Source organism: Neobacillus niacini (genome assembly GCF_046591715.1).
Taxonomy (GTDB): Bacteria; Bacillota; Bacilli; order Bacillales; family Cytobacillaceae; genus Neobacillus; species Neobacillus niacini_L.
In genome coordinates, this window is record NZ_JAWVNQ010000003.1 from 69,884 (window position 1) to 85,195 (window position 15,312).

A 15,312-nucleotide genomic window follows, 5' to 3' on the forward strand; every position below is an offset into this window, starting at 1 on the left:
CTCGACTTTACATTCATTCACAATTATTCAGAACAAGAGATATTTTATCAAACCACACCTTATATTGCAATACTAGATTAACTAGATAAAAGAATAAACTTGAATGTTTTAGCGGAAAAGGGGCAAAAATAGGAAATAGTTTCTAATTAAAAAGCGGAACCAACTTGCTCAGTGGGATTAACTGGAGCTGGATTCAGAAATTAGATGGGAGCGATACAAATGAAGGAGAACATCAACGATAATATCGACTTAAGCCAGTATTCAATTCGAACCGATTTAGCGATTGAAGCGAGAGAAATGGTTATTGCTGACAGAGAAGGCTCTGTTCAACAGGGAGAGAACATCTCCCAAATTGAAGGAGTAATCATCAAAGAAAAAGATATAGAAGATATCAAAATATCATTAGTTGAGATCACAGACCAGGGAGCACAACAGCTCGGTAAAAAATCAGGCCGCTATTTAACAGTTGAAGTTCAGGGAATACGGCAGCAGGACACACCCTTACAACAAAAAGTCGAGGAAATTTTTGCGAAAGAATTTGCACACTTCTTAGAAGGAACTGGTATCAAAAAGGATGCCTCCTGCTTAGTGGTGGGTCTTGGAAATTGGAATGTTACTCCAGACGCACTTGGTCCAATGGTATGTGAGAACCTCTTAATTACCAGACACTTGTTCCAATTACAGCCAGAAAGTGTAGAGGAAGGGTATCGTCCTGTAAGCTCTCTAGTCCCGGGCGTAATGGGATTAACAGGTATCGAAACAAGCGATATAATCTTTGGCGTTGTCGAGAAAACTAAGCCTGATTTTGTCATCGCCATCGATGCATTAGCGGCAAGATCAATTGACAGAGTAAATTCTACCATTCAAGTGTCTGATACAGGTATTCACCCTGGATCTGGGGTAGGAAACAAAAGAAAAGAATTGAGCAAAGAAACACTAGGAGTGCCTGTCATAGCTATTGGAGTTCCTACAGTGGTCGATGCAGTTTCGATAACAAGTGATACGATTGATTATATCCTTAAGCATTTTGGCAAAGAGCTTAAGGAGGGAAATCGCCCATCAAGAGCCCTCGCACCCGCAGGTATGACTTTTGGGAAACGAAAAAAATTGACCGAGGAGGATCTTCCGGAAGAAAAACACCGTCAAACCTTTTTAGGGATGATTGGAACGTTAGAAGAGGAAGAAAAACGAAAATTAATTTACGAGGTTCTCTCTCCGCTTGGACATAACCTAATGGTTACGCCAAAGGAAGTTGATGTATTCATTGAAGATATGGCCAACCTGATTGCAAGCGGATTGAATGCTTCTCTCCACAGTAATGTCGATCAAAAAAATGCGGGCTACTATACGAGATAACTCTTTCCACCCTCTTAATTGCGAATTATGGTTCTAGTAATTCTAGTAATGTCATAAGTATTTACTAGAATCAAATTGAGAGGTGGAACCATGAAATCTACTAGGAATTCCGGATTGTTTTTGACGGTGCAAGGGACAAATCTTATAAAAGGAACCTCTTTTATCTTATTGTTTATGTTATTGGTGTTTTCTATCAGCGGGCTGTTAACGTCATTAAAGCCCCAATTCAGACCTATGTCTAATTCTGTTCATACTGCAGCAAATGAAGTGAATGGGAAAATGCTCTATCAATTAATGGCATGGGAGAATCATCATTTTCTATCTATTGAAGATGATTTAACAGCAAGTCCTAAGCTGACCAACTTAATTTTTAAACTCTCGAGCAATATTAATTTAAATGACCCAAGGAGCCTGCTAGGCAGAGAGCTGCCAGGCTTTGACCAATTTGATGGAAAAATCTTAGTAGCTGGTCAAGGTTCAAATTACACGAATATGCCATTTGAATCTTCTCCACCGCTAGAAATTATGAAGGCAGAAAGAGAAGCATCCCTGCAAAATATTGAAGGTATTGATAAAGGAAAAGATGATAATATTCCTTCGAATCCATCACTAACAACTGGTGATAAAAAGGTAGTACATCTTTACTTTACTCATAATCGTGAGTCATATCTTCCCTATTTACAGGGGGTGACAGATCCGAATCTTGCTTATCATTCACAACTAAACGTCACCAAGATTGGCGATCAGTTAAAGGAAAGTTTAGAAGCTAGAGGTATTGGAACCTCCATTGATAAATCTGACATTATGGGGTCAGTGAAAATGGCAGGCACGTACCAAAAATCTGGTCAATTAGTCCAAGAGGCAATGGCTCAAAACCGTGAATTGGATTATTTTATTGATATCCACCGAGATGCAAGACGTAAAGATAAAACGACGGTAATGATTAATGGCAAGGCATATGCACAATTGGCTTTTGTTATTGGCGGGAAAAATCCTAACCATGAAAAAAATGAAAAGCTTGCACGTGATTTGCATAATCTTCTTGAAGAAAAATATAAGGGTTTGAGCTGGGGTATTCACATGAACCAGGGTGCTGGGCAGAACGGTGTATATAATCAAAATTTGTCTGAAAATGTAATACTAGTGGAATTTGGCGGAGTTGATAACACTTTTGAGGAATTAAACCGTTCAGCTGACGCACTTGCGGATGTTTTTAGTGAATACTACTGGCAGGCAGAAAAAGTTAATTCTGATGTAGAACAATCCACTGATCAACAATAGAGGCAGGTGAGCATGACATATGAAAATGTTCATGCTGAAATTTTTCTGTATGATCGCCATAATGTTTATATGTGTTTTAGCTGGGATGCAGTTAGCAAACGATGGTATTCATAAGATGAAGGGCTACGATGACCCGAATTTTCAAAATGCCGTTGGTATTAATGATAATGGTGAGCATGTAAAGGCTACATTCTTGGGAAATGAAATATCAAGCCACAATATTGATGAAAAGAAAAAGAAGCTTGAGGAAATAAGTGCATTTAACTTTTTTTCCTCGATGGGAAAGAAGATATCTGAAGGTGTCTCAAATGCTTCGGAAAAACTGATTAATTTAATAACTAAGTAATTAAACTAGCGGTTCCTACTCGGTTGCCGCTATTTTTTTGTTTAGCTCCACGCCATTTGGCAAGGCAATTTGAGCATTTTTAGTTTTGATTGAATCTTATTTCCCGTACTGCTATAATCAGAAATAGTGTACATGTGCGAGTTATGGTAGGAGTGAAATACATGAACAGAGAAGAAAAACTAAAAAGACAATCAAAGATTCGAAATTTCTCGATTATTGCCCATATTGACCATGGGAAATCAACGTTAGCAGACCGTATTTTAGAAAAAACGAATGCATTAACATCTCGTGAAATGAAATCGCAGCTTCTGGATTCAATGGATTTAGAAAGAGAACGCGGAATTACGATTAAGTTAAATGCTGTGCAATTAAAATACAAAGCAAAAGATGGGGAAGAGTATACCTTCCATCTTATCGATACACCAGGGCACGTCGATTTTACCTATGAGGTATCTCGTTCCCTTGCTGCTTGTGAAGGGGCAGTATTAGTTGTTGACGCGGCGCAGGGGATTGAAGCCCAAACCTTGGCGAACGTTTACCTTGCCCTTGATAATAATCTTGAAATTTTACCAGTTATTAATAAAATTGATTTACCAAGTGCGGAGCCTGAAAGAGTCCGCAATGAGATTGAGGAAGTTATCGGACTTGATGCATCTGAAGCCGTATTAGCCTCTGCTAAAGCAGGTATTGGGATTGAAGAGATCCTCGAACAGGTCGTTAAAAGTGTTCCTGCTCCAACGGGTGACCCTGATGCCCCGTTAAAAGCATTGATTTTTGATTCCCTTTATGATGCATATCGCGGAGTAGTGGCCTATATCCGTGTAGTAGAAGGCAGCGTAAAAGTGGGCGATAAAATAAAAATGATGGCGACCGGAGCAGAATTTGAAGTAAATGAGGTTGGGGTATTTACACCAAAATCTACACTTCTCAATGAGTTAACCGTAGGGGATGTTGGATTCCTTACAGCATCCATTAAAAATGTTGGTGATACTCGGGTCGGTGATACGATTACAAATGCAAAAAATGGTGCAACCGAGCCGCTTCCAGGGTATCGTAAATTAAATCCAATGGTGTATTGCGGCTTGTACCCTATCGATACTGCGAAGTTCAATGATTTACGTGAAGCACTCGAGAAGCTGCAGTTAAACGATTCTGCACTTCAATTCGAGCCAGAGACTTCCCAAGCTTTAGGTTTTGGTTTCCGCTGCGGGTTCTTAGGACTTCTTCATATGGAGATTATTCAAGAGCGGATTGAGCGTGAATTCAAAATTGACTTGATTACAACAGCCCCAAGTGTTATCTATGAAGTACACATGACAGATGGCACTCAAGTAAAAGTGGATAACCCTTCCAATCTTCCGGATCCACAGAAAATTGACCGTGTTGAAGAGCCATATGTAAAAGCAACAATGATGGCTCCAAATGAATATGTCGGTGCGATCATGGAGCTTTGCCAGCAGAAGCGTGGTATTTTTATTGATATGCAATATCAGGGTGAAAACCGTGTAAGCATCATCTATGAAATTCCGTTAGCAGAAATAGTTTATGATTTCTTTGATCAACTTAAGTCTAGCACCAGAGGCTATGCATCATTTGATTATGAACTAATTGGTTACAAACCTTCAAAATTGGTTAAGATGGATATATTGTTAAACGCTGAAAAGGTGGATGCCTTAAGCTTTATCGTTCATAGAGATTTTGCCTACGAACGCGGCAAAGTCATAGTTGAGAAGCTAAAGGAATTAATTCCAAGGCAGCAATTTGAAGTTCCTGTCCAAGCAGCTATTGGTCAAAAAATTATTGCTCGTTCAACGATTAAATCCATGGGTAAAAATGTCTTGGCTAAATGTTATGGGGGAGATATCTCCCGTAAACGGAAGCTGCTCGAGAAACAAAAAGAAGGTAAAAAGCGGATGAAACAGGTTGGTTCTGTCGAAGTCCCACAAGAAGCCTTCATGGCTGTCCTTAAAATGGATGACAACAATTCAAAAAAATAATAAACAAAACGGGAGGTTAGGACGAGTCTATCAAAAGGCGAAATCCAGCCTCTTTTTGAGTTATATGAAAAGGTGTGAACTTATGATTAAAGCTGCCTATCTCCATATCCCCTTTTGTGAACATATTTGCCATTACTGCGATTTTAATAAAGTATTTTTAAAAGGGCAGCCGGTAGATCAATATTTAAATGCGCTGGAGCAGGAAATGATTCTTACATTGCAAAAATATCCGACTGATGGACTGGAAACCATTTTTGTAGGCGGAGGAACTCCTACGTCTTTGAATGAACAGCAGTTAGAAAGGTTTTGCGAAAGTATAACCAGGAACCTGCCTATGAGTAATAATCTTGAATTTACATTTGAAGCAAATCCAGGCGATTTAACAAAAGAAAAGTTACAAATATTAAAAGATGCAGGTGTAAACCGACTCAGTCTTGGTGTTCAGACCTTTAATGATGAATTATTAAAGAGTATTGGCCGTGTCCACCGTGCTAAGGATGTTTACCATACTGTAGACAATGCAAAATCTATTGGCTTCAAAAATATTAGCATTGATTTAATCTTTAGTCTGCCGAAGCAAACGATTACTGACTTTAAAGAATCATTGACCGAAGCTTTTTCACTAGACATTCAACATTATTCGGCGTACTCGTTAATTATTGAACCAAAGACAGTCTTTTATAATCTTATGCAAAAAGGAAAACTTCCGACCCCGGGAGAAGATGCGGAAGCAGCGATGTATGTACTGCTAATGGAGGAAATGGAGAAGCATGGATTCAACCAGTATGAGATTAGTAATTTTTCAAAGCCTGGCTATGAAAGCAGACATAACCTAACATACTGGAATAACGATTACTATTATGGGTTCGGGGCAGGAGCTCACAGCTATGTGAATGGCTGGAGACGCTCAAATGCAGGACCACTGAAAAAATATATGGAACAAATTGCTGAAGGGAATCTCCCAATATTCAATGAACATCAAACTTCAAAAGCAGAACAAGTAGAAGAAGAAATGTTTTTAGGCCTGCGAAAAACAGATGGTGTATCTGTATCCCATTTCATTGAAAAGTTTGATATGGACCCACTGCAAATTTTTGAAAATGAGATTTCAGATTTGATTGCTAAAAAATGGATAGAAGTAAAAAAAGATAATATATATTTAACAAAAACAGGGCGGCTTTTAGGAAATGAGGTGTTTCAATCGTTTTTAGGGGTTATGAAATAACTGCTGACGTAATTACCTTTGCAATTTCTTAATGCCAAATGATTGACACCATCCCCCTATTTTTGATAATTTATTAATAGAATTAGCACTCGACTTCAATGAGTGCTAACAGAGGTGATGCATGTGTTAACAGATCGTCAATTATTGATTCTTCAGGTTATTGTTGATGATTTTATTCGATCTGCACAACCTGTCGGCTCAAGAAGTTTGTCAAAAAAAGAAGAAATATCATTTAGTTCAGCAACAATACGGAATGAAATGGCCGACCTTGAGGAATTAGGATATATCGAAAAAACGCATACTTCTTCCGGGCGTGTTCCGTCTGAAAAAGGCTATAGGTATTATGTAGACCATTTATTGTCGCCTCAAGCATTAAATAAGCAGGATATATCGATTATTAAATCGATTTTTGCAGAAAGGATTTTTGAGTTTGAAAAAATCATTCAAAAATCAGCAAAAATTTTATCCGACCTAACAAATTATACTTCGATTGTTTTAGGCCCTGCTGCCAGCTTTAATAAGCTTAAAAGGATACAAATTATTCCTTTAAATAAGGAAAGTGCTGTGGCAATTTTCGTTACCGATTCAGGGCATGTTGAAAACCGGACATTTTACTTGCCGCCTACCGTTGATGCCAGCGATTTGGAAAAGACGGTCAATATTTTAAATGAACGGTTAACAGGGGTAGCACTTGAAGACCTCAATGATAAAATCTATAAAGAAGTAGCGATGTTATTAAGGCAGCATATTCGTAATTATGACTTGATGCTGCACACCATAGCGGATTCTTTAAAAATGCCAGCGAATGAAAAGCTATTCTTTGGCGGGAAGACAAATATGTTAAGTCAGCCAGAATTTCATGATATCAGTAAAATTCGCAGTCTCCTGCAAATGATTGATCACGAAGAATGGATTTATCCTTTAATCAAAAATGATTCAACTGGTATTAATGTGAAAATCGGCAGAGAAAACAATAATAGTGCTATGGAAAATTGCAGTCTCATTACAGCAACTTATTCGGTGGGGGCAGAGAAATTGGGTACAATTGCCATTCTCGGTCCAACTAGAATGGAATATTCCAGAGTAATAAGCCTGCTCCAATTCTTAAGTAAGGATTTAACCTCAGTGCTAACGAACTTGTATCAAAAATATTAGGGCTGGAAATATTGAATAAGGGGTTAAATACTGCTTAATTAAACTAGGTGAAAGGCTCTTTTCACCCCCCTTTTCATGGAATCAAATATTTAAGTTCATAAATTTACCAACCCTTTAAGGAGGTGAGTAAGTTGACAAAAGAAAATAATCATACACTAAACGAGGAAGTTGAATCACAAATCAATGAAAATTCACAGCTTACCGATGAGGAAGTTGAAACGGTTTTTGCTGAGACCAGTGAGGAACACAATACTTCTAATGAGGAAGCTAAAGGTATTGACTTTGAAGCTGAGATTCAAACACTCACCAATAAGCTGGAGGAAGCGGATAATCGTTATTTACGCCTCCAAGCTGACTTTGATAATTTCCGCCGCCGTACACGATTAGATATCGAAGCCGGTGAGAAATATAGAGCGCAAAAATTAGCCATCGAATTGCTTCCAGCATTGGACAATTTTGAGAGAGCTTTGAATATAGAAGCAGATAATGAACAGTCAAAATCGCTTCTCCAAGGTATGGAAATGGTATATCGCGGATTAATAGAAGCTTTAAAAAAAGAAGGCGTTGAAGCCATAGAAGCAGTTGGGAAAGAATTTGATCCAAACTTCCATCAAGCGGTAATGACAGGTGAAGATGAGAATTATGACAGTAATTTTGTCATTGAAGAATTCCAAAAAGGTTACATGTTAAAGGACCGGGTTCTCCGTCCGTCAATGGTGAAAGTAAATCAATAAGACCTACATATTTGGTTTAGGAGGAAAAGGAAATGAGTAAAATTATCGGTATTGACCTTGGTACAACAAACTCATGTGTTGCTGTTCTTGAAGGCGGCGAACCAAAGGTTATTCCAAATCCAGAAGGAAACCGCACAACACCGTCAGTTGTGGCATTTAAAAATGGCGAACGTCAAGTAGGGGAAGTTGCAAAGCGTCAAGCGATCACAAACCCTAATACGATTATGTCCATTAAACGCCATATGGGAACAGATTATAAAGTAGAAGCTGAAGGGAAGAATTATACTCCGCAAGAAATGTCAGCTATTATCCTGCAATATTTGAAATCTTATGCTGAAGATTATCTTGGTGAACCTGTAACTAAGGCTGTAATCACTGTACCAGCTTATTTTAATGATGCAGAACGTCAAGCAACTAAGGATGCTGGAAGAATTGCTGGATTAGAAGTTGAGCGTATTATTAATGAGCCTACTGCTGCAGCACTTGCATTCGGTCTAGATAAAACAGATCAGGACCAAACGGTTCTAGTATACGACCTTGGCGGCGGTACTTTTGACGTATCCATTCTTGAACTTGGAGATGGAGTATTTGAGGTAAAATCGACTGCTGGTGACAATCGTCTTGGCGGCGATGACTTTGACCAAGTAATTATTGATTATTTAGTAGAACAATTCAAAAAAGAAAATGGCATTGACCTTTCTCAAGATAAAATGGCATTACAACGTTTAAAAGATGCAGCTGAAAAAGCGAAAAAGGATCTATCAGGTGTAACCTCTACTCAAATTTCCTTACCGTTTATCACTGCTGGGGCTGCTGGACCACTTCACCTTGAAGTGACAATGTCTAGAGCTAAATTTGATGAGCTATCTGCTCACCTTGTTGAACGTACAATGGGACCAACTCGACAAGCATTAAGTGATGCCGGCCTTACTCCATCACAGCTTGATAAGGTTATTCTCGTTGGTGGTTCAACTCGAATTCCTGCTGTACAAGAAGCAATTAAAAAAGCAACTGGTCAAGAGCCACACCGCGGGGTTAACCCAGATGAAGTGGTAGCAATGGGTGCTGCAATCCAAGGCGGCGTAATCACTGGTGATGTTAAAGATGTAGTATTACTTGACGTTACACCACTTTCACTTGGTATTGAAACAATGGGCGGTGTATTCACAAAGTTAATTGACCGTAATACAACAATCCCAACATCAAAATCTCAAGTATTCTCAACTGCTGCTGATAACCAAACAGCTGTTGATATACATGTTCTTCAAGGGGAACGTCCAATGGCAAATCTTAATAAAACTTTGGGACGCTTCCAATTATCAGATATTCCACCAGCACCACGTGGAATTCCACAAGTTGAAGTAACTTTTGATATCGATAAGAACGGTATCGTAAATGTACGTGCGAAAGATCTAGGCACTAACAAAGAACAGCAAATCACAATTAAATCTTCTACTGGTCTTTCAGATGAAGAAATTCAAAAAATGGTCAGAGAAGCTGAAGAGAATGCGGAAGCTGACAAACAACGTAAAGAAGAAGTGGAACTGCGCAATGAAGCTGACCAATTAGTCTTTACAACTGAAAAAACATTAAAAGATTTAGAAGATAAAGTGGATGCTTCTGAAGTTGCAAAGGCTAACGAAGCAAAAGATGCTTTAAAAGAAGCGATTGAGAAAAACGATCTTGAAGAAATCCGTGCTAAAAAAGACGCTTTACAAGAAATTGTTCAAGCGTTAACGGTTAAGCTTTATGAGCAGGCTGCTCAAGCGGCACAAGGAGCTCAAGGTGCAGAAGGCGAAGCAGCTGGTCCTAAAGATGATAATGTAGTGGATGCTGAGTTTGAAGAAATCAAAGAAGAGAAGTAAAATTTTTATAAACTAACTGATGAAAAAGTCAAAGTCAGCATCGGCTTTGGCTTTTTCTTTGTAATTTGTGTTTTTATTGTGTTAGAATAATCTTTATGTGACAGATTCGGGAGTGGTAATCATGAGTAAACGAGATTACTATGAGGTGCTTGGTGTTAGTAAGAGCGCTTCTAAGGATGAAATAAAAAAAGCATATCGAAAGCTCTCTAAACAATATCATCCGGATATTAATAAAGAGCCTGATGCTGCAGATAAATTTAAAGAAATCGCTGAAGCTTATGAGGTTTTAAGCGATGATCAAAAAAAGGCTCATTATGATCAATTTGGTCATACAGATCCAAATCAAGGCTTCGGAGGCGGCGCTGATTTTGGCGGCGGTTTTGGGGGATTTGAAGATATCTTCAACACATTCTTTGGCGGCGGCGGGTCACGAAGACGCGATCCAAATGCTCCTAGACAGGGTGCAGACCTGCAGTACACTATGACCATTACTTTTGAAGAAGCAGCTTTCGGTAAAGAAACTGATATTGAAATTCCGCGTGAAGAGACCTGTGGTACTTGCAGCGGATCTGGTGCTAAAAAAGGAACAAAGCCTGAAACATGTCAACACTGTCATGGATCAGGTCAGATCAATATTGAGCAAAATACTCCGTTTGGCAGAGTGGTTAATCGCCGTTCTTGTCACCATTGTAATGGCACAGGAAAAGAAATTAAACATAAGTGTGCTACCTGCGGCGGTACTGGTAAAGTGAAAAAACGCAAAAAGATTCATGTGAAAATTCCTGCAGGTATTGACGATGGTCAACAGTTAAGGATCTCTGGACAAGGAGAGGCTGGAATTAACGGAGGGCCATCTGGAGATTTATATATTGTTTTCCACGTAAGAGAACACGAGTTTTTTGAGAGAGATGGCGATGATGTATATTGTGAAATGCCATTAACCTTTGTGCAGGCGTCTCTTGGTGATGAAATTGAAGTACCAACACTGCATGGCAAAGTAAAACTTAAGGTCCCAGCCGGAACACAGACAGGAACTAAATTCCGCCTAAAAGGCAAAGGAATTCCAAATGTTCGTGGTTACGGAGTAGGAGATCAGCACATAATTGTCCGAATTATTACCCCTACAAAATTAACAGATAAACAAAAGCAGCTTCTTCGTGAGTTTGCAGACCTTAGTGGCAGCTCGCCAATTGGTGAACATGAAGAAGGATTTTTCTCAAAAGTAAAACGAGCCTTTAAGGGCGAGTAAGGATTGGAGTTGGTAGAATGAAGTGGTCTGAACTTAGTATTCACACTACAAACGAAGCGATTGAACCAATATCACATATTTTACACGAGGCCGGTGCCAGCGGTGTAGTTATTGAAGATCCTTTTGAACTAACAAAGGAAAGGCAAGATCAGTTCGGGGAAATCTACCAACTCAATCCAGATGATTACCCTGAAGAAGGTGTTATCGTCAAAGCGTACCTGCCAGTTAACAGTTTTTTAGGTGAGACGGTAGACGCGATTAAAGAATCGATAAATAACCTTATTATTCACAATATTGATATCGGGATCAATAAAGTAACCATTAGTGAAGTAAATGAAGAAGAATGGGCTACTGCATGGAAGAAATATTACCATCCAGTTAAAATTTCTGAGAAGTTCACGATTGTACCTACTTGGGAGATCTACACTCCAGTCAGCAGTGATGAATTAATCATTGAACTCGACCCCGGGATGGCATTTGGAACCGGAACGCACCCGACTACGGTCATGTGTATCCAAGCATTAGAGAGGACTGTCAGACCAGGTGACCGGGTAATTGATGTCGGTACCGGCTCTGGTGTCCTTAGTATTGCTGCTGCCATGTTAGGTGCGGAAGATGTCACTGCCTATGATTTAGATGAAGTGGCTGTAACTTCAGCAAGACTTAACATTAAGCTTAATAAAGTCAGCGATAAAGTAAATACTTCGCAAAATAATCTATTAGATGGTGTTGAAGAGAATTCAGCTGATGTTGTCGTTGCCAATATTTTAGCGGAAGTTATTCTGCGTTTCACAGATGATGTAGCAACGGTAGTGAAACCTGGAGGAACCTTTATTGCCTCAGGAATAATTCAGCAGAAGAAAGATGAAGTAAAAGAAGGTCTAATTCAGTCAGGATTTGAGATCACAGAAACAATCTTAATGGAAGATTGGGTTGCGATTATCGCTAAAAGGGTATAACTTTTAAAAAAGGGGATAATGCCCCTTTTTTCTATTTGCCGGCTTTAATTGTGACAACCCATAGAGTAAAATAAATTGTAAAATGTTTTAGAGGGGTGCATCGTGTGCAACGCTACTTTGTTAAACAAGTAACTGAAAATGGTTTTGTGATTGATGGGGATGACCGCCACCATATTATTAAGGTGATGCGTATGGAAATCGGAGACAATATCATTTGTGTTGATGTAAAAGGGGATGCGGCAGTTTGTGAAATTGCAAAAATTACCGATGAACAAGTCGTTGCAGACGTTGTACAATGGAAAGATGAGAAGTCAGAGCTTCCAATTTCAGTAACGATTGCAAGCGGTCTTCCAAAGGGAGACAAACTTGAATGGATTATTCAAAAAGGCACTGAAATGGGTGCCAGCGAATTTATTCCTTTTGCTGCCCGCCGTTCAGTCGTAAAATGGGATGATAAAAAGGCTGGTAAAAAAGTAGAGAGATGGCAGAAAATTGCCAAGGAAGCTGCAGAGCAATCCCATCGCGGGAAGGTTCCTGAAATTATCAGTCCGATGAATTTTAAAGCTTTGATTGAGAAAAGCAAAAATTTTCATTATAAATTAGCTGCTTTTGAAGAAGAGAGCAGAAGTGGTGAAACATCTATTTTTTCGGCAGCATTACAAAAAATGCAGCCAGGTGAATCGCTGCTTTTGGTATTCGGTCCTGAGGGTGGATTAGCTGAAGAAGAGGTTAATCTTTTACAGGAGAATGACTTTGAACTATGCGGTTTAGGTCCGCGTATCTTACGAACGGAAACTGCGCCACTATATGCTTTAGCGGCGATTTCCTACCATTTTGAATTAATGAGGAGATGAATACAATGCCGACAGTCGCTTTTCATACACTTGGATGTAAAGTGAATCACTATGAGACTGAAGCAATCTGGCAATTGTTTAAGCAAGAAGGCTACGAACGAGTTGATTTTGAATCAATCTCTGATGTTTATATTATTAATACTTGTACGGTTACAAATACAGGGGATAAAAAAAGCCGCCAAGTCATCCGCCGTGCGGTCCGCAAAAATCCTGATGCCGTTATTTGTGTAACAGGATGTTATGCGCAAACATCACCTGCAGAAATTATGGCAATACCTGGTGTTGATATCGTAGTCGGGACTCAGGATCGAGTGAAAATGCTTGAGTATATTGAACAATATAAAACAGAACGCCAGCCAATAAATGGTGTAGGTAACATCATGAAGAATCGAGTTTATGAAGAACTTGATGTTCCTGCCTTTACCGATCGTACACGAGCCTCTTTGAAAATCCAAGAGGGCTGTAACAACTTCTGTACTTTTTGTATTATCCCATGGGCTCGCGGGCTTATGAGATCACGTGATCCAAAAGAAGTTATCCGCCAAGCACAACAGCTTGTGGATGCGGGTTACAAGGAAATTGTTTTAACCGGAATTCATACTGGCGGGTATGGAGAGGATATGAAGGATTACAACTTAGCTATGCTTCTTCGTGATCTGGAAGCTCAGGTTAAGGGACTTGAACGTCTGCGAATTTCTTCTATAGAAGCTAGCCAGATCAGTGATGAAGTAATTGAAGTAATTAAACACTCAAATATTATTGTTCGTCATTTGCATATCCCAATTCAATCAGGCTCAAATACAGTACTGAAAAGAATGCGCCGTAAATATACGATGGAGTTCTTTGGAGAAAGATTAGACCGGCTAAAAGAGGTACTTCCTGGTCTTGCTGTTACATCAGACGTAATTGTTGGTTTTCCTGGTGAAACAGAAGAGGAATTTATGGAAACGTATAATTTTATTAATGAACATAAATTCTCAGAACTGCATGTATTCCCTTATTCTAAACGTACTGGAACACCTGCTGCCAGGATGGATGATCAAGTGGACGAAGAGGTTAAAAATGAACGTGTGCACCGTTTGATTGCTCTTTCTGATCAATTAGCAAAGGAATATGCATCACAATTCGAAAACGATGTATTAGAAGTAATTCCTGAAGAAGAATTCAGTGAAGGTATGTATGTAGGGTACACAGATAATTATTTAAAAGTGGTATTCCCTGCAAGTGAAGAGATGATTGGTAAACTTGTTAAGGTGAAAATTTCAAAAGCTGGATATCCATATAATGAAGGACAATTTGTTCGTATCATTGAAGATAATCGTATAAAAACTGATGTATTTGCAGAAGAAGAAGCTGCCATTTAAGGGACCTATTTCGGTCCCTTTTTTTATTGAAAATTGGGTATCCTATTGTAAGAAGTAAATGCTTTTAAAACCGAAAGGAGTCTTACCATGGCTACTACAAATATTGCGGCAATGATTGACCATACACTGTTAAAAGCGGATGCAACCCGTCAACAAATTGAAATACTCTGCCAAGAGGCAATAGAACATAAATTCTTTTCCGTATGTGTGAATCCCACATGGGTAAGTACTGCGAGAGATTTACTAAGTGGCAGCGGTGTAAAGGTTTGTACCGTTATTGGATTTCCATTAGGTGCCACAACGCCTGAAACAAAGGCTTTTGAGACAAATAATGCAATTGAAAATGGTGCAGATGAAGTTGATATGGTTATTAACATTGGTGCTTTAAAAGATAAAAATGATGAGTTGGTAGAAAAGGATATTCGTGCTGTTGTTGAGGCAGCAAAGGGCAGGGCATTAACAAAAGTTATTATAGAGACGAGCTTGTTAACAGAGGAAGAAAAAGTCCGTGCCTGCCAACTGGCAGTCAAGGCTGGAACCGATTATGTGAAAACATCAACTGGGTTCTCAACAGGTGGTGCTACTGTTGAAGATATCAAATTAATGAGACAAACTGTAGGACCTGATATTGGTGTGAAAGCTTCTGGAGGGGTGCGAAATACAGCAGATACCGAAAAGATGATTGAAGCGGGTGCGACAAGAATTGGTGCAAGTGCAGGAGTAGCTATTCTTCAAGGACTTACTGCTGCTACAGATTATTAAAAAGATGGCGATTGCCGTCTTTTTGACATAATATTGAGCTCTTATTGCTGATATGAGTGCCCGCTGCTTCTATTATTATAGGGTTATGGGCACTCATGGTCCATATGAGAGCCCGCTGCTTCAATTTTTATAGGGTAACGGTCACTCATGGTACTTATGAGAGCC

General features: G+C 39.2%; 13 protein-coding genes. All 13 read left to right on the forward strand.

Translation table 11 applies throughout. From position 1 onward, the window contains the following. Positions 1–231: 231 nt before the first annotated feature. The 13 genes from gpr (at position 232) to deoC (ending at position 15,147) form a co-directional block, all read left to right on the forward strand. A complete protein-coding gene (gpr, locus tag SFC47_RS10150; RefSeq protein WP_411254554.1) occupies positions 232–1,356 on the forward strand; it encodes a GPR endopeptidase in 1,125 nt (374 codons plus the stop codon). A gap of 90 nt (positions 1,357–1,446) precedes the next feature. Then, positions 1,447–2,637: a stage II sporulation protein P gene (spoIIP, locus tag SFC47_RS10155; RefSeq protein ID WP_411254170.1), complete on the forward strand. Its 1,191-nt coding sequence runs from the start codon at positions 1,447–1,449 to the stop codon at positions 2,635–2,637. Positions 2,638–2,668: 31 nt separating this feature from the next. After that, positions 2,669–2,983 (forward strand): YqxA family protein, encoded by a 315-nt coding sequence (locus SFC47_RS10160; RefSeq protein ID WP_486348377.1) that lies wholly within the window; start codon positions 2,669–2,671, stop codon positions 2,981–2,983. Between the two features lie 161 nt (positions 2,984–3,144). Further along, positions 3,145–4,980, forward strand: a complete 1,836-nt coding sequence (lepA, locus tag SFC47_RS10165) for a translation elongation factor 4 (protein ID WP_411254172.1) — start codon at positions 3,145–3,147, stop codon at positions 4,978–4,980. Between the two features lie 82 nt (positions 4,981–5,062). Beyond that, positions 5,063–6,205, forward strand: coding sequence for a radical SAM family heme chaperone HemW (gene hemW / locus SFC47_RS10170; RefSeq protein ID WP_411254173.1), 1,143 nt, complete (start codon positions 5,063–5,065; stop codon positions 6,203–6,205). Positions 6,206–6,328: 123 nt separating this feature from the next. After that, positions 6,329–7,360, forward strand: coding sequence for a heat-inducible transcriptional repressor HrcA (gene hrcA, locus SFC47_RS10175; RefSeq protein ID WP_411254174.1), 1,032 nt, complete (start codon positions 6,329–6,331; stop codon positions 7,358–7,360). A 131-nt stretch (positions 7,361–7,491) separates the two neighbouring features. Continuing rightward, complete coding sequence (gene grpE, locus SFC47_RS10180) at positions 7,492–8,094, forward strand: nucleotide exchange factor GrpE (RefSeq protein WP_411254175.1); 603 nt, start codon at positions 7,492–7,494, stop codon at positions 8,092–8,094. A gap of 32 nt (positions 8,095–8,126) precedes the next feature. After that, on the forward strand, positions 8,127–9,959 hold the full coding sequence (gene dnaK, locus SFC47_RS10185; RefSeq protein ID WP_411254176.1) for a molecular chaperone DnaK: 1,833 nt from the start codon (positions 8,127–8,129) through the stop codon (positions 9,957–9,959). A 121-nt stretch (positions 9,960–10,080) separates the two neighbouring features. Beyond that, positions 10,081–11,208, forward strand: a complete 1,128-nt coding sequence (gene dnaJ / locus SFC47_RS10190) for a molecular chaperone DnaJ (RefSeq protein ID WP_411254177.1) — start codon at positions 10,081–10,083, stop codon at positions 11,206–11,208. 17 nt (positions 11,209–11,225) lie between these two features. Then, the gene (prmA, locus tag SFC47_RS10195; RefSeq protein ID WP_411254178.1) at positions 11,226–12,167 is read left to right on the forward strand and encodes a 50S ribosomal protein L11 methyltransferase; all 942 of its coding nucleotides are present in this window, start codon (positions 11,226–11,228) and stop codon (positions 12,165–12,167) included. Positions 12,168–12,271: 104 nt separating this feature from the next. Beyond that, entirely contained in the window at positions 12,272–13,021 is a 750-nt protein-coding gene (locus SFC47_RS10200) for a 16S rRNA (uracil(1498)-N(3))-methyltransferase (protein WP_411254179.1), read from the forward strand. Between the two features lie 5 nt (positions 13,022–13,026). Continuing rightward, positions 13,027–14,385, forward strand: coding sequence for a tRNA (N(6)-L-threonylcarbamoyladenosine(37)-C(2))-methylthiotransferase MtaB (gene mtaB / locus SFC47_RS10205; RefSeq protein ID WP_411254180.1), 1,359 nt, complete (start codon positions 13,027–13,029; stop codon positions 14,383–14,385). Between the two features lie 87 nt (positions 14,386–14,472). Next, positions 14,473–15,147 (forward strand): deoxyribose-phosphate aldolase, encoded by a 675-nt coding sequence (deoC, locus tag SFC47_RS10210; protein WP_411254181.1) that lies wholly within the window; start codon positions 14,473–14,475, stop codon positions 15,145–15,147. Positions 15,148–15,312 lie beyond the last annotated feature (165 nt).

What these genes read in the sequence shown, in the direction of transcription:
- spoIIP (WP_411254170.1), top strand. Translation starts at nt 1,447, where the DNA reads ATGAAATCTACTAGGAATTCCGGATTGTTTTTGACGGTGCAAGGGACA.
- SFC47_RS10160 (WP_486348377.1), top strand. Translation starts at nt 2,669, where the DNA reads ATGCTGAAATTTTTCTGTATGATCGCCATAATGTTTATATGTGTTTTA.
- lepA (WP_411254172.1), top strand. Translation starts at nt 3,145, where the DNA reads ATGAACAGAGAAGAAAAACTAAAAAGACAATCAAAGATTCGAAATTTC.
- hemW (WP_411254173.1), top strand. Translation starts at nt 5,063, where the DNA reads ATGATTAAAGCTGCCTATCTCCATATCCCCTTTTGTGAACATATTTGC.
- dnaK (WP_411254176.1), top strand. Translation starts at nt 8,127, where the DNA reads ATGAGTAAAATTATCGGTATTGACCTTGGTACAACAAACTCATGTGTT.
- dnaJ (WP_411254177.1), top strand. Translation starts at nt 10,081, where the DNA reads ATGAGTAAACGAGATTACTATGAGGTGCTTGGTGTTAGTAAGAGCGCT.
- prmA (WP_411254178.1), top strand. Translation starts at nt 11,226, where the DNA reads ATGAAGTGGTCTGAACTTAGTATTCACACTACAAACGAAGCGATTGAA.
- mtaB (WP_411254180.1), top strand. Translation starts at nt 13,027, where the DNA reads ATGCCGACAGTCGCTTTTCATACACTTGGATGTAAAGTGAATCACTAT.
- deoC (WP_411254181.1), top strand. Translation starts at nt 14,473, where the DNA reads ATGGCTACTACAAATATTGCGGCAATGATTGACCATACACTGTTAAAA.